Consider the following 20638-nt stretch of genomic DNA (forward strand, 5'->3'; position numbering starts at 1 on the left):
CACCCTGCCATCCCGCCGCCCGACGGTGCGGTGGGCACCATGGCGGCCATGGGCACCCTGATCGTGACCGCGCACCCCGACCCCGGCTCGCTCACCCACGTCGCCGCCCGGCGGGTGGCCGAGCTGCTGCCCGCCGGCACCTGGGAGGTCGCCCACCTCGCGCAGGAGGGCTTCGACCCGCGCTTCACCGCCACCGACCGCGAGCGCTACCTGGGGCGCGGGGAGCCCGACCCGGCCGTCACCGCCGAGCAGGAGCGGCTGGACCGGGCGACCGACCTGGTCCTGGTGTTCCCGGTCTGGTGGTGATCGATGCCGGCGCTGCTCAAGGGCTGGGTCGACCGGGTCTTCGTGGCCGGCTGGGCCTTCGACGTCGACGACGCCGACCGCACCGTCCCGCGGCTCGGGCGGTTGACCACCCACCTGCTGGCGCTGTCGGGCACGTCGGAGGGGTCCTTCGCCCGGCACGGCTACACCGACGCGCTGAGCACCCAGGTGCACCACGGCCTGCTCGACTACTGCGGCATGCCGCGCGGCGTCACCGCCTACGTGCACGAGTCCGAGTCCGGCGACCAGGCCGCGCTCGCCCGGGACGTCGACGCCGCGGCCGCGGCGATCGCCGCCGCCATCGGTCAGCGCGGGTAGACGGCGACCTCCGAGGCCTTGACCGACGCCCACACCGCGGCGCCCGGCGCCAGCCCGAGCTCGGCGAAGGAGGTGGCGGTGACGTCGGCGGTCAGCGCCACCTCCCCGGCCAGGTCGCAGCGCACCACCGACCCGTGCGGGGTGGCCGACACCAGCGTGAGCGGCCAGACGTTGCGCGGGCTGCCGGCCGGGCGCGCCAGGTACAGCGCCACCGACTCCGGCCGGACGGCGACGAACACCGGCCCGCGCACCTCCTCGGCCACCGCGACCGCGCCGCCGCCGTCCAGCGCGACCGTCGTCCCCGTACCCGTGCCGGCGAGCAGCACCAGGCCGACCAACCGGGCCACGTAGTCGGTGCGCGGGCGGCGGGCGACCTCGGCCGGGGTGCCGCTCTGCACCACCCGGCCGTCCTCGACCACCACGACCCGGGTGGCCAGCGCCATCGCGTCGACCGGGTCGTGGGTGACCAGCACCGCGCTGCCGGCGTAGTCGGTGAGGTGCCGGTGCAGCTCGGCCCGCACGCTCAGCCGGGTGCGCGCGTCCAGCGCGGACAGCGGCTCGTCGAGCAGGAGCACCCGCGGCTCGCCCACCAGTGCCCGCGCCAGCGCCGCCCGCTGCGCCTGCCCACCCGACAGCTGCCCGGGCCGCCGGTCGCCCAGCCCGGCGAGCCCGACGCGGTCGAGCCAGGCCGTCGCTGCCGCGCGGGCCGCGGCCTTCGGCACCCCGCGGGACCGCGGCCCGAACGCGACGTTCTCGGTGACCGACAGGTGCGGGAAGAGCAGGTGGTCCTGGAAGACCATGCCGATCGGCCGCCGGTGCGGGGGCAGCGCGACGTCGGCGTCCTGCCACACCTGGTCGCCGTCCACGACCACCCGGCTGCCGTCGGACGGCAGCAGCCCGGCGAGCACCCGCAGGACGGTGGACTTGCCCGCGCCGTTGGGCCCGAGCACGGCCAGCACCTCGCCGTCGGCCACCGCGATCTCGACGTCGACCTCCAGCGCCCCCCGCCGGACGACGATCCGCGCCTGCAGGCTCATGCGGCCACCCCCGATGGAGTCCCCGGGCGCCAGGAACGGACCGCTGGGACTCCATGACCGCGGGTCATGCGGCCACCGAGCGGCCCAGCCAGCGGCCGCGGAGGAGCAGCAGGGTGGCCAGCGAGACCGCCAGCAGCACCAGGCTGAGCACGATCGCCGCCTCCGGGTCGCGCTGCAGCGCCAGGTAGACAGCCAGCGGCATCGTCTGCGTCGTGCCGGGGAAGTTGCCGGCGAAGGTGATCGTGGCGCCGAACTCGCCCAGCGCCCGCGCCCAGCAGAGCACCGCGCCGGCCGCGATCCCCGGGGCGACCAGCGGCAGGGTGACCCGGCGGAACGTCGTCCACCGGTCAGCACCCAGGGTGGCGGCGGCGTCCTCGAAGCGGGCGTCGGCGGCACGCAGCGCGCCCTCCACGCTGATCACCAGGAACGGCATGGCCACGAAGGTCTCCGCGACCACGACCGCGGCGGTGGTGAAGGGCAGCGAGAAGCCGGTCGCCTCGAACAGCCACCGCCCGACGATCCCCTGCCGGCCCAGCACCAGGAACAGCGCCACACCGCCCACCACCGGCGGCAGCACCAGCGGCACGGTGACCAGCGCGCGCAGCACCGACCGGCCGCGCAACGTCGAGCGGGCCAGCACCCAGGCCAGCGGGACGCCGAGCAGCAGCGAGACCGCGGTGGCCAGCGTCGCCGACACCAGCGACAGCCGCAGCGCCTCGCCCACGCCGGGGCGGGCCAGCTGCGGGCCGATCTGCGACCACGGCGCGCGCACGACCAGCCCGGCCAGCGGCAGCACCAGGAAGGCGACCGCCAGCAGCGCCGGGACCAGCAGCGGCGCCGGGACACCGCCGTCGCGGCGCCGGCGGCTCACGAGGTGGGGAAGCCGGCGTCGTGCAGCGCACGCTGACCGGCCGGGGAGCGCACCAGCTCGCTGAAGGCCCGGGCCGCGTCGGGGTTCGGGGCGTCGGTCAGGACGGCGACCGGGTAGCGGTTGACCGCCTGCTCGGCCTCCCGGAAGCCGAGGGCCACGACCTGGTCACCGGCCGCCGCGGCGTCGGAGACGTAGACCAGGCCGGCGTCGACCTCGCCGAGCTCGACCTTGGTCAGGACGGCGCGGACGTCCTCCTCGTAGGTGTCCGGCGTGGCCGGCGACCCGGCGGCGGCGAGCACCGCCGCGGCCGCGGCGCCGCAGGGCACCTCCTCGGCGCAGACGGCGAGGGTCACGTCGGAGGTGAGGACGTCGGCCAGCGACGGGGCGCCGGCCACGCCCTTGGGCAGGCGCAGGCCGGCGGGGTCGGCCGGTGGGACGACGAGCACCAGCCGGTTCTCCGCGAACACCGCGGGTTCCTCGACCAGGCCGGCGTCCTGCACGCGCGCCATCTGGGCCTCGTCGGCAGCGGCGAACACGTCGGCCGGGGCACCCTGGCCGAGCTGGGTGGCCAGCGCCGAGCTGCCCGCGAAGCTGAACCGGACGTCGAGCTGCGGGTGCTGCTCCTCCAGCTGGTCGCCGAGGGCCGTGAAGACGTCGGTGAGCGAGGCGGCGGCGAACACGGTGAGCGTGCCGTCCAGGTCGCCGCCGTCGGACGACGGGGCGGTCGTGTCGGCCGCGGAGCCGCCGCAGGCGCTCACCCCGAGGACCACCGCCGCGGCGGCGGCCAGCAGGGACCGGTTCGGCATGACATCTCCCAGGGGTGCGTGACCCGAGGAGCAGTGCATCCGCAGGTGCGGAGATGCTACGGCCGATCGTCCGCAGCTGCGAAGTCCTGCGCCCGTTCGGGCCGGACTGCCGAGGGCCAGGACATCGGCCATTGCCCCCGCGCACCCGTCGGGCCTAGCGTGGCCGTGCCGCCGGTCACACCGTCGTGCCGGTCGCTCAGGAGGAGCACGCATGACCACCTATGCCGCACCCGGCACCCCCGACAGCGCGGTCACCCCCAAGCCGCGCTACGACAACTGGATCGGCGGCGCGTGGGCCCCGCCGGCCAGTGGGCAGTACTTCGAGAACCCCACCCCGGTCACCGGGCAGGTCTACTGCGAGGTCGCCCGCGGGACCGCCGCCGACATCGACGCCGCGCTGGACGCCGCGTGGGCTGCGTTCGAGACCTGGGGGAAGACCTCGGCGACCGAGCGGTCGGGGATCCTGCTCAAGATCGCCGACCGGATGGAGCAGAACCTCGAGCAGCTCGCGGTCATCGAGACGTGGGACAACGGCAAGCCGATCCGCGAGTCCCTGGCCGCCGACCTGCCGCTGGCGATCGACCACTTCCGCTACTTCGCCGGCGCGATCCGCGGACAGGAGGGCGGGATCTCCCAGCTCGACGAGGACACCGTCGCCTACCACTTCCACGAGCCGCTGGGCGTCGTCGGCCAGATCATCCCGTGGAACTTCCCGATCCTCATGGCCACGTGGAAGCTCGCGCCGGCGCTGGCGGCGGGCAACTGCGTCGTCCTCAAGCCGGCCGAACAGACCCCGGTGTCGATCCTGCACCTGATCGAGCTGATCGCCGACCTGCTCCCGCCCGGGGTGGTCAACGTGGTCAACGGCTTCGGCGTCGAGGCCGGCAAGCCGCTGGCCTCCAGCAACCGGATCCGCAAGATCGCCTTCACCGGGGAGACCACGACCGGGCGGCTGATCCTGCAGTACGCCTCGCAGAACCTCATCCCGGCCACCCTGGAGCTGGGCGGGAAGAGCCCGAACGTCTTCTTCGCCGACGTGATGGACCACGCCGACGACTACCAGGACAAGGCGTTGGAGGGCTTCACGATGTTCGCCCTCAACCAGGGCGAGGTCTGCACCTGTCCCTCGCGGGCGCTCATCGAACGGTCGATCTACGACGACTTCCTGGCCCTGGGTGCGATCCGGACCAAGGCCGTGCGGCAGGGCAACCCGCTGGACACCGACACGATGATCGGTGCGCAGGCCAGCAACGACCAGCTGGAGAAGATCCTGTCCTACATCGACATCGGCCGGGCCGAGGGTGCCCGGGTGATCACCGGTGGCGAGCGGGCGATGCTCGGCGGCGAGCTCAACGGCGGCTACTACGTGCAGCCGACGATCTTCGAGGGCCGCAACGACATGCGCGTCTTCCAGGAGGAGATCTTCGGCCCGGTGCTGTCGGTGGCGAGCTTCACCGACTACGCCGACGCCATCTCGATCGCCAACGACACCCTCTACGGCCTGGGGGCGGGGGTGTGGAGCCGCAACGGCAACACCGCCTACCGGGCCGGGCGGGACATCCAGGCCGGCCGGGTGTGGACGAACAGCTACCACACCTACCCGGCACACGCGGCCTTCGGCGGCTACAAGGCCTCCGGCATCGGCCGGGAGAACCACAAGATGATGCTCGACCACTACCAGCAGACCAAGAACCTGCTGGTCAGCTACAGCACGAAGGCCCAGGGGTTCTTCTGACCGGGACCACCGCCGAGCCGGTCGCCCGGGTCGCGCTCACCCCGGAGGCGGCGGACGTCGTCCGTCGCCTCCGGGCGGTGCACGGCCCGCTGATGTTCCACCAGTCCGGCGGCTGCTGCGACGGCTCGGCGCCGATGTGCTTCCCGCGCGGCGACTTCATCGTCGGCGACGACGACGTGCTGCTCGGCCTGCTCGACGACGCGCACCCCGAGGCGCCGCCGGCGCACCGTCCCGGGGAGCCCATCCCCGACGACGTCTGCCCGGTCTGGATCTCCGGTCCCCAGTTCGCGGCCTGGGCACACACCCAGCTGCTGCTGGACGTCGTCCCCGGGCGGGGCGCCGGCTTCAGCCTGGAGGCGCCCGAGGGCGTCCGGTTCCTCATCCGCAGCCGGGTCTTCGACGAGGCCGAGCGGCGGTGGCTGGACAGCTGCCCCGCCCCCCGGGGTCGGGACGTTCCCTGACCGGACCACGTCTCAGGGGACGTCGACGCTGACCTGGGTGGCCTTGACGGTGGCGACGGCGCGGACGCCGGGCTCGAGCCCGAGCTCGTCGGCGGCCTCGCGGGACATCAGCGAGACCACCCGGAACGGCCCGGCCTGGATCTCCACCTGCGCCATCACGGTGTCGCGCACGACCCGGGTCACGATGCCGGTGAGCCGGTTGCGGGCCGAGGACGAGCGAGTGGCGCCCGGCTGCGGGGCCGCGTGCAGCTCCCCGGCCAGCCGGGCCAGGTCGGCGCCGTCGACCTGGGCGGGGCCGCCGTCGCGGGTGGCGGCGAGCCGCTCGCCGTCGATCCAGCGGCGCACCGTGTCGTCGCTGACCCCGAGCAGCGCAGCCGCCTCGGCGATCCGGTAGGAGGTGGGCACGCGGTGAAGCTAGGTCCGCAGCTGCGGTTCCACAAGGCGCCGGACGCCGCAGCTGAGGACGGCAGAAGCACATGGTCGTAGGCAACCGGGTAGATCCACCGAGAACCCCGGCCTGACCTGCGGGTCGTTTGTCGATCTCGGGCCCCGGGAAGTCGGGGCCGGTGACTGCGACCGTCCAGCGCCCCGCCGACCCGACCACGAAGGCCGGGGGGTCGGCGTCGGTGCGCACCCGCCGGATCCGGCAGGTCGCCCGCGACGTCCTCGGCTTCACGGAGTTCCGCCCCGGCCAGGAGGACGCCATGAAGGCGGTCGCCGCGGGCCGGGACACCCTCGCCGTGCTGCCCTCGGGCGCGGGCAAGTCCGCGGTCTACACCGTCGCCGGCCTGCTGCTCGACGGGCCGGTGCTCATCGTCTCCCCGCTCATCGCCCTGCAGCGCGACCAGGTGCAACGTCTGGAGGAGCTGGGCGAGGACGCTGTCGGCCGGGCCGCCGTCCTCAACTCCGGCCTGTCGGCGCTCGAGCACCAGGCCGTGCTGGACGGCATGCGCGACGGGACGGTCCGCTACTGCTTCCTCGCCCCCGAGCAGCTGGCCAAGCCCGAGGTGGTCGAGGCGATCCGGACGTCGGCGCCGGCGTTGTTCGTCGTCGACGAGGCGCACTGCGTCTCCGCCTGGGGCCACGACTTCCGCCCCGACTACCTGCGCCTGGGCGGCGTCGTCCAGCAGCTGGGCCACCCCACGGTGCTGGCGCTCACCGCGACCGCCGCGCCCCCGGTGCGCGCCGAGATCGTCGAGCGGCTGGAGATGGCCGACCCGGCGGTCGTCGTCGCCGGCTTCGACCGCCCGGAGATCCGGCTGGAGGTCGAGCACCACGCCGACGCCCAGCACAAGCACCACGCGATCCTGGACAAGGTCTGCGACCTGACCCAGCAGGGCATCGGCATCCTCTACAGCGCCACCCGCAAGGGCACCGAGGAGTTCGCCGAGTCGCTCACCGGCCGCGGCCTGCGCGCCGCGGCCTACCACGCGGGGCTCAAGAAGAGCGACCGCGAGGAGGTCCAGCGGCGGTACATGGACGACGAGCTGGACGTCGTCGTCGCCACCACCGCGTTCGGGATGGGCATCGACAAGCCCGAGACCCGGTTCGTGGTGCACGCCGAGCCCGCGGACTCCGTCGACAGCTACTACCAGGAGATCGGCCGCGCCGGCCGGGACGGCGAGCCCGCCGTCGCCGTCCTGGTGTACCGGCAGGAGGACCTGGGGATCCGCAAGTTCTTCGCCGCCGGGGCGCCGGCCGAGGAGGAGCTGCAGCAGGTCGCCGGGCTGGTGCGCGCGGGCGCGGAGGCCGGGATGGACGGCGTCGACGTCCACGAGCTGCGCGAGGAGACCGGCCGGGCCGCGACGCCGCTGGTGCGCGACCTGAACCTGCTGGAGCAGGCCGGCGCCGTCGTGCTCGACGACGACGGGACGGCGTCACCGGCCCCGGACGCCCCCGCGCCGGGCGAGGCCGCCGCGGCCGCCCGGCTGGTCGCCCAGCAGCACATCAAGGTCGACGAGAGCCGGATCGAGATGATGCGCGGCTACGCCGACACCACCGGCTGCCGTCGCCAGTACCTGCTCGGCTACTTCGGCGAGCAGCTCGACGAGCCGTGCGGCAACTGCGACAACTGCAGCGCGGGCCTGTCGCACCAGCAGCACACCGCCGACGCCGACCACCCGTTCCCGCTCGACTCCGCGGTCGAGCACAGCGAGTGGGGCCCGGGCGTCGTCATGCGCCACGAGGACGACCGGATCGTCGTCCTGTTCGAGGAGGTCGGCTACAAGACGCTGGCGCTCCAGGCCGTGATCGACCACGCGCTGCTCACCCGCCGCGCCGGCTGAGGTCCCCCGGCGAGGTGAACGGCCGCACCTGACCGTGCGTGACGGTCCTGCACACTGCGATCATCAAGGCGAGGACCGGGCAGTACGTGTCCGGCCGGGAGGAGTGCGCACGTGAAGGTGCTGGGCATCAACGCGATCTACCACGACCCGTCGGCGGCGCTCGTCGTCGACGGCGAGGTCGTGGCCGCGGCAGAGGAGGAGCGCTTCAGCCGCCGCAAGCACGGCAAGCGCCCGCTGCCGTGGAGCGCCTGGGAGCTGCCCGAGCTGTCCGCGGCCTGGTGCCTGGAGAAGGCCGGGATCCGTCCCGAGGAGCTCGACGCGGTCGCCTACTCCTTCGACCCGGCCCTGATGGGCACCCCGGAGGAGTCCGGGCTCTTCGACGACGGCGACGTCATGCGCAAGAAGTACGCCGAGATGGCGCCGGACTTCCTGGCCCACGCCCTGCCCGGGCTCGACCCGGCCAAGGTCCGCTTCGTCAAGCACCACGTCGCCCACGCCGCCTCTGCCGGCCTGGCCGCGCCCGCGCGTGCCGGCCTGCGGGACAACGCGGTGCTGGTGCTCGACGGTCGCGGCGAGGCGCACAGCCACCTGGCGGGCCGCTACCGCGACGGCCGGCTCGAGGTCATCGCCGGTCAGGCGCTGCCGCACTCGCTGGGCCTGATGTACGAGGACCTCACCGACCACCTCGGCTTCCTGCGCAGCTCCGACGAGTTCAAGGTCATGGCGATGGCCTCCTACGGCAAGCCGCGCTTCGTCGGCGCGCTGTCGGAGTTCATCCGGGCCACCGACGACGGCGGCTTCCGCACCGAGAAGATCGACTACACCGAGTTCGCGCCGCGCCTGGGCAAGGGCGAGCAGTGGACCGAGGCGCACGCCGACCTCGCCGCCAGCGTCCAGCAGCGCCTGGAGGAGGTCCTCATCGACCTCGCCACCTGGGTGCACGCCCAGACCGGCGACAAGGTCCTCACCCTCGCCGGTGGCACCGCGCTCAACTGCGTGGCCAACACCCGCATCCTCGCCGAGAGCCCGTTCGAGGAGGTCTGGGTCCAGCCGGCCGCCGGAGACGCCGGCACGGCCCTGGGCGCGGCGCTGCACGTGGCGCGCGAGCTCGGCGAGGAGACCCAGCCGATGCCGGGGGCCGCGCTCGGCCGCGGCTGGACCGACGAGGAGATCGAGCAGGTCCTCGTCACCGCCGCGATCGACTACGAGCGCCCGGACGACGTCGCCGAGGCCGTGGCCGAGGTGCTGGCCGACAACGGCATCGTCGCCTGGTTCCAGGGCCGCAGCGAGTTCGGCCCCCGCGCGCTGGGCCGCCGCTCGCTGATGGCGCACCCCGGCTTCGAGGGCAACCTCGAGCGGATGAACGACGTCAAGGGCCGCGAGCAGTTCCGCCCGGTCGCGCCGATGGTGCTGCTGGAGCGGGCCCCCGACATCTTCAGCCGCGGCCCGATCCCCTCGCCGTACATGCTCTTCGTGCACGACGTGGCGCCGGAGTGGCGCGAGAAGATCCCCACCGTCACGCACGTCGACGGGACGGCGCGGATCCAGACGATCGACCCGGACGTCGACCCGCTGGTGCACCGGATGATCTCGTCGTTCGAGCGGCGCACCGGGCTGCCGATCGTGGTCAACACCAGCCTGAACACCGCCGGGCGCCCGATGGTCGACGACCCGCGGGACGCCCTGGAGTGCTTCGGCTCGGCTCCGGTCGACCTGCTGGCGATCGGCCCGTTCGTCGTCCGCCGTCCGAAGGCGACCCCCCGGCCGACCGCCTGAGCCACCCGCGTCCCGGAACGCCCCGTCACCCTTGTGGGTGACGGGGCGTTTCCGCTGGTCCGGGCAGGGAACTCCTGGATCCGGCCCACCTAGACCCCGTGGGCGCACACTCATTCGGAGGAACGACCGTGTCCACAGCAGACCTGCCCGGCGCTGGCTCGCGCGGGATGACCTGGCCGCAGCAGCTGGCCCTGGCCTTCGGCGTGATCTACACGCTGATCGGCGTCATCGGCTTCTTCATCACCGGCTTCGGCGACTTCTTCGGCAACATGAACGGCTCGTCGATGAGCCACGACGACACCCTGCTCGGGTTCATGATCAACCCGGCGCACAACGTCGTGCACATCCTCATCGGCGTCGTCGGCATCGCGCTGTCCCGCACCCTCAAGGGCGCGCGCACCTACGGCCTGCTGCTCCTGGTCGGCTACGGCGCGGCCTTCGTCTACGGCCTGTTCGCCGTCGGCCAGGACTGGGACTTCCTGAACCTGAACTGGGCCGACAACATCCTGCACATCGTCACCGCGATCGTGGGCGCGATCATCGCCTTCGGCCCGGTCAAGACCGTCACCGTGGAGCGCGGCCGCAACGCCTCGCTGCGCTGAACCACCCCCGGGGCCCCGCCCCGGACCGCACGCCACTGCCCGGACACCCCACGGTGCCCGGGCGGTGGCGTGTCAGCGCGCCCGCGAGCGGCGCAGCAGGAAGGCGCCCACCCCGGCCAGGACGACGCCCACCACCACCTGGGCGATCCCGACGCCCGCGCGGTCGCTGCCGAACCAGGTGGGCGAGGAGAGCACCAGGACGACGGCGACGCCCAGCACGAACAGGGCGGCCAGCCGCTCGCGCCGGCTGAGGGGGTCCGGTGAGGTCATGCCCCCGACCCTAGCGACGCACCGATCGGCCAGGATGGACCGACCGCGCCGCCGCCAGGGGGGCGCCGACCGCACCGGACAGGAGCCCCGTGAGGATCGCCATGACCAGCGTCTTCGTCGACGACCAGGAGAAGGCGCTGCGGTTCTACACCGACCTGCTCGGCTTCGTCGTCAAGAACGACGTCCCCGTCGGCGAGCACCGCTGGCTCACCGTCGTGTCGGCGCAGAGCCCGGACGGCGTGGAGCTGGTGCTCGAGCCCGACGCGCACCCCGCGGCCCGGGCGTTCAAGCAGGCGCTGGTCGCCGACGGCATCCCGTTCACCGCGTTCGCCGTGGACGACGTCCGGGCCGAGCACGAGCGGCTCGTGGCGGCCGGCGTGGTCTTCACCCAGCCGCCGCTGAGCATGGGCCCGATGACCGTCGCCGTCCTCGACGACACCTGCGGCAACCTGATCCAGCTCGCCGGCGCGTGAGGGTGGGGCGTCAGCGGCTCCGGCTCGGCGGCTCACCGGCGGCCACGGCCGCGGCGGCCTGCACCGGGTCGTAGGCGCAGGCGTCGGTGACCTGGGAGGCGACGCCGCCGTTGCCCGCGGGCGGCGGGGTGGCTGCCGGCGGCGTACTGGACGGCGCCGGCGTCGGGGCGGGGGTCGGGGCCGCCGAGGTCGACGGCGCCGGTGCCGTCGTGTCGCCGCCGGCCTGGGCGGGCCGCAGCGCCTCCTGGACCAGGGCGCGGATCCGGTCGTAGTCCGGGTAGGCCGGGTTGATCACCGTGTCGTCGAAGACCACGCTGCGGATGCCGGCGTCCTTGACCTGGAACGCGAGGTCCACGACGTCGCCGAGCACGCCGGAGGGGACGTCGGAGCTGACGATGTCCTGGGTGGTGCGGGCCAGCTCCTGGTAGCGGGAGAGCAGCGTCACCGGGTCGGCGGCGTCGACGATGGCCTGCAGCACGCAGCGCTGGCGGTCCATCCGCAGGTAGTCCGACAGCCCGTACCGGCCGCGGGCGAAGTCGAGCGCCTCGACCCCGCCCATCAGCTGGTCGGGGCCGGGGGCGATGTAGCGGTCGGGCAGCGCGCCGGTGGCGGTGTCGCCGTTGACCGGGACGTAGTAGTTGACGTTCAACCGCAGCCCGCCGAGGGCGTCGACCAGCCGGCTGAACCCGTCGAGGTTGACCAGCACGTAGTAGTCGATCTTCAGGCCCAGCGCCTCGCCGACGCCGAGCTTGAGGAAGTCGGCGCCCGCGTCGTCGGTGGGGCCCAGGACGTCGGGGTGCTGGGCCGGGCCGTTGCGGTAGACCGCGTTGAGCAGGCTCTCGCTCTCGCTGCCGGCGTCGAAGCCCTCGGGGTAGAGGGCGGCCAGCGGGCTGGAGGCCGGGAAGGGGAGGTCCTCGAGGTTGCGCGGCAGGCTGAACAGCGTGGTGGCGCCGGTGGCGACCTGCACGTTGGCCACGATCACCGTGTCGGTGCGCACGCCCTCGCGCCCGGCCCCGCCGTCGCCGCCGAGCAGCAGGATGTTGATCTCGTCCTGACCGCCGAACGGGTCGGCCTGGTCGACGGGCTGGGTGACCGTGGCGCTGTCGCCGTCGTCGAAGACGGCGTCGACCAGGTCGCGCTGCGCGACGGCCAGCTGCACGCCCCACGCGGCCGGGACCACCACGGCCGCGCACAGGACCGCCACGACGCCGATGCCCACGCCGCGCTGCCAGGGGCGCAGCCGCCGCGGCCGCACCGTGAGGTACCCGGTGACCACGACGGCCAGCCAGCCCAGCGCCAGGACGACGATGCCCGCGATGATCCAGCGCAGCGCGGTGGAGTCGACGGCGAGCCGGACGACGTCCCGCTGCGCGACGGTGGCCAGGACGACCCCGCCGGCCACGAGCAGCAGGAAGAGGGCGAGGAGCGCGGCACCGACCCTGCGGCGGCCGGTGGCCAGGAACGCCGTCCCGGGGACGACGGTGCCGGCGACGGTCAGCAGCAGCGCGGAGCCGAAGCCCTTGGCGCGGCGCGCCCGTCGGTGCGCGTGCGGTGACCGGTCGGGGTCGACGTAGACGGAGCTGCCGCTGCGGGCCGGGACGCCGGAGGGGTCGTCGCCGTGCCGGGACCGCCGGGGCGAGGGGGTGTCGTCGCTCACGCGACCGTCACGCGCGCCGGGAACTCGGTCATCTGGCCATGATCGCACCGATCCCGCCGCGCGCCACCAGCCTGACCTCCCACAACTCCTCCACAGGAGGTGGTATCAGCCACGGCGCGCCGCTCACACGGGCGGCGCGCAACGCGCCGTCGTCGTCCGGGTCACGTACGTTACGAGATCCGCAGGCAGGGACCCAGGAGGCCACCGTGTCGAAGACGCCGACCGAGGCAGCACTGCTGATCGAGCTGGAGTCGGTGGTCGAGGAGAACCTCGACCGCCACCTGGCCCTGGCCCAGGAGTGGCACCCGCACGACTACGTCCCGTGGTCGCAGGGCCGCGACTTCGCCGCCCTCGGCGGTGAGGACTGGGCGCCGGAGCAGTCGAAGCTGGACGAGACCGCCAAGGCGGCCATGTTCACCAACCTGCTCACCGAGGACAACCTCCCCAGCTACCACCGCGAGATCGCCACCCGCTTCGGCCGGGACGGCGCGTGGGGCACCTGGGTCGGCCGCTGGACGGCGGAGGAGAACCGGCACGGCATCGCGCTGCGCGACTACCTGGTGGTCACCCGCGGCGTCGACCCGGTCGAGCTCGAGCGCGCCCGGATGGACTACATGACCTCCGGCTACGACTCCGGCGACAAGACCGCCCTCGAGGCCGTCGCGTACGTCTCGTTCCAGGAGCTCGCGACCCGGGTCAGCCACCGCAACACCGGCAAGGCCACCGGCGACCCGATCGCGGACAAGCTGCTCGCCCGGATCGCCAAGGACGAGAACCTGCACATGGTCTTCTACCGCAACATCGTCTCCGCGGCGTTCGACATCGCCCCGGACGAGACGATGCGCGCGGTCGCCGACGAGGTCATGCGCTTCGAGATGCCCGGCGCCTCGATGGCCGGCTTCCGCAAGAACTCCGTGCTCATCGCCAAGGCCGGCATCTACGACCTGCGGCTGCACCACGACGAGGTCATCTCGCCGGTGCTCCGCGCCTGGAAGGTCTTCGAGCGCACCAACCTCGGCCCCGCCGGCGAGCAGGCGCGCGAGGAGCTGGCCCGGTTCATGACCGGCCTGGACGCCCAGGCGACCAAGTTCGTGGAGAGCCGCGACCGCATGCGCGCCCGGCTGCAGGCGAAGTCCGACACGGAGATCGCGCCGCTGTCCCAGGCGTGATGGAGTCCCAGGGCGCCAGAAACGCACCCTGGGGACTCCACTTAGGCTCGTGGACGTGCGCCTCGCCACCTGGAACGTCAACTCCATCCGCAGCAGGGCCGACCGGGTGGAGGCCTGGCTGCGGCGCAGCGACGTCGACGTCCTGGCGCTGCAGGAGACCAAGTGCAAGGACGAGCAGTTCCCCACCGAGCGCTTCGAGGCCCTCGGCTACGAGGTGGCCCACGTCGGCTACTCGCAGTGGAACGGCGTCGCCCTGCTGTCCCGGGTCGGGCTCGCCGACGTCCAGGTCGGCTTCCCGGGGATGCCGTCGTGGTCGTCCAAGGAGGGCGTCGAGCCCGCCCCCGAGGCGCGGGCGATCGGCGCGACCTGCGGCGGCGTGCGGGTGTGGAGCCTGTACGTGCCCAACGGCCGCAGCCTCACCGACCCGCACCTGCAGTACAAGCTCGAGTGGCTCGAGGCGCTGCGGGTCAGCGCCGCCGGCTGGCTGACCGAGGACGCCGAGGCGCAGGTCGCCCTGGTCGGCGACTGGAACATCGCCCCGCAGGACGACGACGTCTGGGACATGGCGGTCTTCGCGCACTCCACGCACGTCTCGCCGACCGAGCGGGCCGCGTTCGCCGCCATGGTGGAGGCCGGGTTCGCCGACGTCGTCCGCCCGCACACGCCCGGCCCCGGGGTCTACACCTACTGGGACTACACGCAGCTGCGCTTCCCCCGCCGCGAGGGCATGCGCATCGATTTCGTCCTCGGCTCCCCCGCGCTCGCCGCCCGGGTGACGAATGGCCTGGTAGATCGCGAGGAGCGCAAGGGCAAGGGGGCCAGCGACCACGCGCCCGTGGTCGTCGAGCTCGCCGACTAACGGACCGCGTTGACGTTCTGGGGCACATCTGGGGCACACGACGCACCGACTGCGTCCCACGCCGCGTCGACGGCGCTGCGCGTGCGGTCATCAGAGTCCGGCATGAGGTGCCCGTAGGTGCTCAGGACTAAGGAGGCGTCTTCGTGCCCCAGCCGCTCGGCGACCGCCACGACCGACTCACCGGCCGCGAGGAGGACGCTGGCGTAGTGGTGTCGCAGGTCGTGGCTCGTCGTTCCCTTCGGTAGCCCCGCCGTGGTCACCGCCCGGCCCATCAGGTTGTGGCCGTAGTAGACGTGCCCGAGCGGGGCGCCCTTCCCTGTGGTGAAGATCGTTCCGTCCTCGGCCGCGGGTGAAGCCACCAGGTGAGAGGCCAGCGCTTCGGCAACCACGCGAGGCAACGGGATCGTCCGCTTCGACCGGGGAGTCTTCGGTTCGCTCCGCGCACCCTTCGATCCCTGGGTGAATTGCCACTCGATCCGCACGGTGCGGCGCAGGAAGTCGACGTCCTGGACGCGGAGCGCGAGCAGCTCGCCGATCCGGAGCCCGAGCCCGGCCTGGGTGAGGACCATCGCGCGGTAGCGCTCCGGCATGGCCCGGGCGAGCGCCGCGATCTGCTCGACCGACAGCGGCACGACCCGCTCCCGCTCGTGCCGAGGAAGTTGGATGCGGACGACGGGTGAAGAGGCCACCAGCCTATCGAGGACTGCGGCCCCGTACACGCTTCGCAGCAGCCCGACGGCTTGTCGCAGGGTGGTCGGGGCCAGCACCCTTGACCGGTCGGTGGCCCACGCCTGGACCTCGGATGGGCGCACGTCCGCGAGCTTCCGGCCACCGAGACGCGTCGCGTCGATGTGCAGTCGGATCATCATCTCGGTCCGCCGTGCGGTGGTCGGCCGGTGCGGCCGGGCATCCGCCCACCTCCGGGCGTATTCGGCGACGGTGGTCTTCGAGGGTTCGATGTACGTGCCGCGCGCCTTGTCCGCCTCGACCGTCGCGGCGTGACGATCGGCGTCGCCCTTCCTGGCGAACGACTTCTTGCGCTGCCTGCCCTGGTCGTCCCGCCACCTCGCCTGGTAGGTCGTCCGCCCGTCGCGGACCAGCTTTTCGACGCTCGCCATGGCGGACTCCTCCATGTCTCTTGCGCGGCTTGCTTAGGACCGGTGTCGCGGCTTGGACGGGACGGTGCGACACGTAGCATGCCTGAGGGATGTGACGAGGCCAGGCAGCCATTCGCCGGCCGTCATGCCTCCGCGGGCCCGCTATCCGTCGCTGCTCCGGTCCAGCTGCTCCTCGACCCACGTCTGGACGTCGTCGTAGCGGTAGAGGACGCGGCGGCCGAGGCGGAAGCTGCGCGGTCCTGTGCCGAGGTGGCGCCAGTACCGGAGGGTGGCGACGGGGGCGCGCAATAGTTCAGCGGCCTCGGTGATGGTGAGGAGATCGGGGTGGCCGGCGGGGTGGTCGGGCATGGGCTGGCTCCTGGCGGGGTGGGGTCGGCGGTTCGCCTGTAGAAGGCGCCATTTCTCGGCCGTTGGTGACAGTGCACAGCCAACTTCTCCGGAAAATCTCCTGTTGGTCTCCGGTATCTGTGCAGCTCTCCGGCTCGTCTCCTGTTCCCGCGTCGCGACCGACGGCGCCGGGGTGTCCCAGCTGCCGGTGAGTTTCGGACCGGCCGCAGGCGTGGGGCCGCGATCGACCGTGCGCCCGCTTCTTGACCCGGATCCACCAGGTCGCCGGACGCCGCCCAGGGGCGCTGCGGCGTCTCGTCCACACTTCTGACCGTTCCGCACAACCGGCCCTATCGGCTGCAGTGGGCCGGGGGAAGGGTGGGCCGAAGGCCCATCCCGACGGGACGCGCGTCAGCGCCCTTCCGGCGGCCCGCTGCGGCCGGCATCCTGGCCGGCTGCGGGGCGGTCTGCCGCAGGGTCAGCGGCTGACGCCGGCGTCGGGTCGCGAACTCAGCCGAGTGATCGGTTCCGGCGGCCGGACGCTGCGGGGCGGTCGCGACGAGGGCGCTTCGCCGGCGCCCGGCCGTACGGTGTGATCCAGCTCGCGGCGGACGCCTGCCTGCGCCTGTTCCCGGGCGAGCCGGTCGGCCGCCAGGACGGCAAGCGCCGGTTCCGCGGTGAGGGTCGCGATGCGCGCGCGTGTGTCGGTGAGCGCCTGGCGGGTGGCGGCGATGTCGCGGTCGAGCTCGGTGAGCCGGCCGGTCGGGTTCGGGGCCCAGCCCAGGGGACCGAAGGGGGCGAGCCGCTCGTCGCGGCGTCGGCCGGCCTCGGCCACGGCGTGCCGGGCCTGCTCGTGGGTGGTCCGGGCCGCGTCGGCGGCTGCGCAGAGCTGCGCGTGGTGGGGGTGGGCCTGTTCGGCGGCCCGGCGGGCGGAGGCGTGGAACGCCTCCCACAGGGCGGGGCGGTCGTCGAACCAGCCGGCCACCGGGGCGAGGTCCTTCGGGTCGGTGGGCAGGGACGGCAGGTGGGGCCGCCACCGGTCGGCCCAGTCGGTGAGCTGCTCGCCGGCGCGGGCCACCGCGCCGCGCCGGCGGCCGAACCGGCCCGATCCGTTGAGCACGACCCGCGCGGCGCGGCGGGCGCCGTCGCGTTCGACGTCCCAGCGCGCGAGGAGCGTGTCGCGGACCAGGTCGGTGTGGGCGGTGACGGCCGCGCCGCTGTCCCCGGCCCGGCGTCTGGCCTGTTCCGCAGCGATCGCCGTCCGATCTCGGGCGGCTTCGAGGTTTGTGAGTGCGCCGGCGTGGGGGGCTTCGAGCGCGACGACCTCCCGCAGCGTGTCGCGCTCCCGCTCCCAGTGGGCAAGTCGCTGCAGGCAGCGCTGCTCGGCCGTCCACGCCGTGCGCAGCCCGGCCAGCACGTCGGCCAGCGGGCGGGAGGGGGCGTACCGGGCGGCCTCGGCGGCGGCGAGCTGGGCGGCGTGTCCGGGGCCTAGGTCGGCCCGGTCGCGGGCGAACACCGCCACCCACTCCTCGCGGGCCTCGTCGGCGTCGGCGGCGACCAGGTGGGCGATGTTGGTCTCCCGGCCGCGGGTCATGCCGACGTAGGCCGACGCCGCCCCGGTGTGCTCGCCGACCACCACGTGCGCGGCGGTGACGGTCTCACCCTGCACCCCGTGCGCGGTGCCGGCGTAGGCCAGCTCCACGTGCGCGGTGACGTAGTCGGCGGGCAGCACCCGCGCCCCTCCCGCCTCCGGGGTGACACCGCGGCGAACGTCCCCGGTGACCGGGCCGGCGGGGGTGACAGCGAGTTCACCGTTTCGGCCGACGGCGGTGACGGTCCAGGTATCGCGGTTGGCCACGCCCAGGTCGCGGTCGTTGCGGCGGGTGGCGATCCGGTCCCCGGCGCCGATCCGCTGCCCGGCGCCGGTGACGGCGACGCGCTGGTCGTCGACCCGGCCGACCGCCACCAGCTGTTCGCGGATCGCGGCGTTGAGCTCGGCGGCCTGCTCACGGGTGTCCACCACCACCGCCACACGCTCGCCGCAGAGAAGCTGCCCGGCGGCGGCCGCCGCGATCACTCCCCGAAGCGCGGCCGCATCCGGGTGCAGCCGGATCCGCCCACGCGCCAGCAGCGCGTCGAACACCGCGGCAGGATCGGCGCCGGTCCGCATGGCCAGCGTCAGGTCGGCGTACTCGGTGTCGGGCAGCATCTGGCCGGCCTCGCCGCTGCGGGTAAACCGGTGCACTGCCTCGAGGGTCAGGTGCGCCGCCGGGTCGACCGCGTCGGCGGCGAGATCGAGGACGCCGCCGCGGCCGACCGCCGTCAGCTGGTGCCGGTCGCCGAGCAGCGCCACCCGCACCCGGCATTCGTCGGCGACGGTGAGCAGCGCGCGGGCGGTGTCCTGGTCGAGCATGCCGGCCTCGTCGACCACCAGCAGCTCTCCCGGCCGCAGCCGCCCCTCCTCCGCCGGGCCGGCATAGGCGCGGCCGGTGACCGGATCGGTCTGCCCGGGGACGAGCCGGGTCCAGGCGCCGTCGGCATTCCAGCGCCAGCCGTGCTGGTAGACCAGCCACGCCGCCGACCCCGCCGCCGCGCCCACCTCCGCGGCGGCGACCTGGGCGGCCTTCAGCGTCGGCGTCACCACCAGGAGTCGACGTCCCCGCTGGCCGAGCACGTCGCGGGTGGCGGCCAGGGTGGTGGTCTTGCCGGCGCCGGCCGCACCCTCCACCACGGCCAGCGACCGCTCGCCGGCCAGCGCGGCGACCACCGCCGCCTGGCCGGCATCCAACCTCCTGCCGTCGGCCGCGGGGACCGGGGATGTCAGGTCCGGTTCCGGTCCGCCGGTGGTGGCGCGGGCGGCGAACCGGGCGGTCAGGTCGGCCTCCACCTCGAGTACCGGCTGTGACGTCCAGGCCCGAATGTGCTCCGGTACCCCGCCGCGCTCCAGCAGCGGCATGCAGCGTGCCATGGCGCGGGCGGTGAGGTCCTCGGCCAGCTCGACGCGCACCGCCGCCCCGGCCACCACACCTGCGGCGGCGATCAGCCGCTCCACCTCGCCGCGCACGTCCGCGGCGTTCCACGCCGACCGGCCCGCCGCCAGCCGGGCCAGCGCGCGCTGCACCAGCTCCTCTCGGTCGAGGGCGCCGACCGAGGTGGGCGTCAGGTTCACGGGGCCGGCCGGGTCGCGGCAGCCCAGGTCGTGCAACGCCGTCCGCCAGCGTTCCGCCACGTTCCCGCCCGGCTGCGGGGCGACCTTGTCCGGGCGCCCGTCGGCCCAGGCGCGGGCGTCCCACGCGCGGCGCAGCGCGGGGCCGGGGGCCTCGCCGGGGTGCGCGGCGGCCCATTCCCGTTCGTAGCGGTCCACATTCCGGGCGATCTGCGCGTGCCGCGCGCTGAAGGGGCCGACGTAGTCGGCGAGCTCCAGTATTTCTCCAGTAGCGTCCTTCGTGTAGCCGTGCGCGGCGAAGGCGGCGTTCAATTCCGGGTCACACGCCATCGCCGCGTGCCCGATCCCGTTGATCGCAGTCAGGGAATCGCGGATGCCGACGGTGTGCAAGCCGCGCCATTTCCCGGCGGCGAACACCCGGGACAGCAATTGCAGGTGCAGATGCCAGTGCGGATCGTTGGCGCGGGAGGTGTAGTGCCGCACGGTGGCCGCCTCCAGCACCTGCAGCGGCACCTGCACCTGCCCGCCGCGCGGGCCGACCCGGGTGGTGGCGTGCTGGGACAGCCAGCCGACGATCTCGCTGGCGGCTCGGTCCTGCGCCGCCTCGTATGCCTTGGCGATGTCCGGATGCAGCGCGGCCGCCAGTGACCAGGTTTTCGGGCCGTTGACCACCACCTCGACGAACCGCACCGCCCGCGCATCGTCGCGCAGCTGCCCCCGCGGCTGGTCGGTGTCCGGGTCGCGGCCGGCCACCCAGGTCTCGTAGCCGTCGCCGGTCAGCGACGTCAGCTCCCGCACGTGCCCCTCGGCGGCGGTGAAGCGGCGGGCAAAACCGGTGCCCTCGGTGAGGTAGTAGTCATCGGCCCGGCCCCGGTCGGCCTCCACATAGGCGCGGGCGGCGGCTGGGTCGCCGGCGTACACCTTCATTCCACCGTGCATTTTCAACGCCACCCAACAATGACCAACAGGTCACCCCCAGAAACGGCGATGGGCCCCGCGAAGCGGGGCCCGAACTACCCGAAAAGGTAGCATGCGTGCCGTTGTTTGAGGGACCCTCCATGCCCGGCCGAACAGGCGGATCGTAGTCGATGTGCGGCGGCGCAAAGTTCAGGCTGATCGGAAAACGCTGGTCGTCGTTGAGAATTGAGACGAGCAGGGAATTCGAGTGAACGGCAGGCGCCGACGGGTTCAGCTTGGCCTGCGCGGCCACAGCTGGGGCTGGCCGAAGTAAGGCTACGCGACTGGCGTGTCGACTAGCGTCGACCTCCCGCCCACCGCGCGCAGCGTGTCCGCGGACCCGTCATGGGACGGTAGCGCTAGTGGCCAGATGGGGCGCACCACAAAATCAGTGTGACGTCGTGGTCTTGGTCCACCTGACCGCGCG

At 73.6% G+C, this 20638-nt stretch carries 17 protein-coding genes and 1 pseudogene; 9 read left to right on the forward strand and 9 right to left on the reverse strand.

What is annotated here, in order from left to right; translation table 11 throughout:
• Positions 1–48 precede the first annotated feature (48 nt).
• Positions 49–642: pseudogene (locus ACGBYP_RS10135) on the forward strand (NAD(P)H-dependent oxidoreductase).
• On the opposite strand, the gene ACGBYP_RS10140 reads toward ACGBYP_RS10135, so the two are convergent.
• The 3 genes from ACGBYP_RS10140 to modA all read right to left on the reverse strand — a co-directional run bounded on the left by ACGBYP_RS10140 (position 630) and on the right by modA (position 3356).
• Positions 630–1679 (reverse strand): ABC transporter ATP-binding protein, encoded by a 1050-nt coding sequence (locus ACGBYP_RS10140; protein ID WP_411583610.1) that lies wholly within the window; start codon positions 1677–1679, stop codon positions 630–632. The pseudogene ACGBYP_RS10135 and the gene ACGBYP_RS10140 sit on opposite strands and share 13 nt — an antisense overlap.
• Before the next feature lie 64 nt (positions 1680–1743).
• Complete coding sequence (locus tag ACGBYP_RS10145) at positions 1744–2550, reverse strand: ABC transporter permease (protein ID WP_411583612.1); 807 nt, start codon at positions 2548–2550, stop codon at positions 1744–1746.
• Complete coding sequence (gene modA, locus ACGBYP_RS10150) at positions 2547–3356, reverse strand: molybdate ABC transporter substrate-binding protein (RefSeq protein ID WP_411583614.1); 810 nt, start codon at positions 3354–3356, stop codon at positions 2547–2549. Before modA ends, ACGBYP_RS10145 begins: the two co-directional genes overlap by 4 nt.
• 211 nt (positions 3357–3567) lie before the next feature.
• Between modA and ACGBYP_RS10155 the strand changes: the two genes are divergently transcribed.
• A complete protein-coding gene (locus ACGBYP_RS10155) occupies positions 3568–5091 on the forward strand; it encodes an aldehyde dehydrogenase family protein (RefSeq protein WP_411583616.1) in 1524 nt (507 codons plus the stop codon).
• On the forward strand, positions 5088–5552 hold the full coding sequence (locus ACGBYP_RS10160) for a DUF779 domain-containing protein (protein ID WP_411583711.1): 465 nt from the start codon (positions 5088–5090) through the stop codon (positions 5550–5552). The genes ACGBYP_RS10155 and ACGBYP_RS10160 overlap by 4 nt, the downstream gene beginning before the upstream one ends.
• A gap of 12 nt (positions 5553–5564) precedes the next feature.
• Here ACGBYP_RS10160 and ACGBYP_RS10165 read toward each other — a convergent pair whose 3' ends face one another.
• Entirely contained in the window at positions 5565–5957 is a 393-nt protein-coding gene (locus ACGBYP_RS10165) for a TOBE domain-containing protein (protein ID WP_411583618.1), read from the reverse strand.
• A 161-nt stretch (positions 5958–6118) separates the two neighbouring features.
• On the opposite strand from ACGBYP_RS10165, the gene ACGBYP_RS10170 reads away from it, so the two are divergent.
• From ACGBYP_RS10170 to ACGBYP_RS10180, 3 genes are all read left to right on the forward strand, one after another.
• The gene (locus ACGBYP_RS10170; protein ID WP_411583620.1) at positions 6119–7837 is read left to right on the forward strand and encodes a RecQ family ATP-dependent DNA helicase; all 1719 of its coding nucleotides are present in this window, start codon (positions 6119–6121) and stop codon (positions 7835–7837) included.
• Positions 7838–7948: 111 nt separating this feature from the next.
• Positions 7949–9613, forward strand: a complete 1665-nt coding sequence (locus ACGBYP_RS10175) for a carbamoyltransferase (protein WP_411583622.1) — start codon at positions 7949–7951, stop codon at positions 9611–9613.
• 128 nt (positions 9614–9741) lie between these two features.
• Positions 9742–10215, forward strand: a complete 474-nt coding sequence (locus ACGBYP_RS10180) for a DUF4383 domain-containing protein (protein WP_411583624.1) — start codon at positions 9742–9744, stop codon at positions 10213–10215.
• Positions 10216–10287: 72 nt separating this feature from the next.
• Here ACGBYP_RS10180 and ACGBYP_RS10185 read toward each other — a convergent pair whose 3' ends face one another.
• Positions 10288–10485 (reverse strand): hypothetical protein, encoded by a 198-nt coding sequence (locus ACGBYP_RS10185; protein ID WP_411583626.1) that lies wholly within the window; start codon positions 10483–10485, stop codon positions 10288–10290.
• A gap of 89 nt (positions 10486–10574) precedes the next feature.
• On the opposite strand from ACGBYP_RS10185, the gene ACGBYP_RS10190 reads away from it, so the two are divergent.
• On the forward strand, positions 10575–10958 hold the full coding sequence (locus tag ACGBYP_RS10190; RefSeq protein ID WP_411583628.1) for a VOC family protein: 384 nt from the start codon (positions 10575–10577) through the stop codon (positions 10956–10958).
• Positions 10959–10968: 10 nt separating this feature from the next.
• Here ACGBYP_RS10190 and ACGBYP_RS10195 read toward each other — a convergent pair whose 3' ends face one another.
• Positions 10969–12615, reverse strand: coding sequence for an LCP family protein (locus tag ACGBYP_RS10195; RefSeq protein WP_411583630.1), 1647 nt, complete (start codon positions 12613–12615; stop codon positions 10969–10971).
• A gap of 206 nt (positions 12616–12821) precedes the next feature.
• On the opposite strand from ACGBYP_RS10195, the gene ACGBYP_RS10200 reads away from it, so the two are divergent.
• The gene (locus ACGBYP_RS10200; protein WP_411583632.1) at positions 12822–13784 is read left to right on the forward strand and encodes an acyl-ACP desaturase; all 963 of its coding nucleotides are present in this window, start codon (positions 12822–12824) and stop codon (positions 13782–13784) included.
• A 55-nt stretch (positions 13785–13839) separates the two neighbouring features.
• Complete coding sequence (locus ACGBYP_RS10205) at positions 13840–14643, forward strand: exodeoxyribonuclease III (protein WP_411583634.1); 804 nt, start codon at positions 13840–13842, stop codon at positions 14641–14643.
• Here the strand turns inward: ACGBYP_RS10205 and ACGBYP_RS10210 are convergent.
• The 3 genes from ACGBYP_RS10210 to mobF all read right to left on the reverse strand — a co-directional run bounded on the left by ACGBYP_RS10210 (position 14640) and on the right by mobF (position 20181).
• Entirely contained in the window at positions 14640–15761 is a 1122-nt protein-coding gene (locus ACGBYP_RS10210; protein WP_411583636.1) for a tyrosine-type recombinase/integrase, read from the reverse strand. The two genes, ACGBYP_RS10205 and ACGBYP_RS10210, sit on opposite strands and share 4 nt — an antisense overlap.
• A gap of 141 nt (positions 15762–15902) precedes the next feature.
• Positions 15903–16109, reverse strand: a complete 207-nt coding sequence (locus ACGBYP_RS10215; protein ID WP_411583638.1) for a helix-turn-helix transcriptional regulator — start codon at positions 16107–16109, stop codon at positions 15903–15905.
• A gap of 457 nt (positions 16110–16566) precedes the next feature.
• Complete coding sequence (gene mobF / locus ACGBYP_RS10220) at positions 16567–20181, reverse strand: MobF family relaxase (protein ID WP_411583640.1); 3615 nt, start codon at positions 20179–20181, stop codon at positions 16567–16569.
• Between the last annotated feature and the right edge of the window lie 457 nt (positions 20182–20638).

Source organism: Modestobacter sp. SSW1-42, assembly GCF_046635825.1.
Taxonomy (GTDB): Bacteria; Actinomycetota; Actinomycetes; order Mycobacteriales; family Geodermatophilaceae; genus Modestobacter.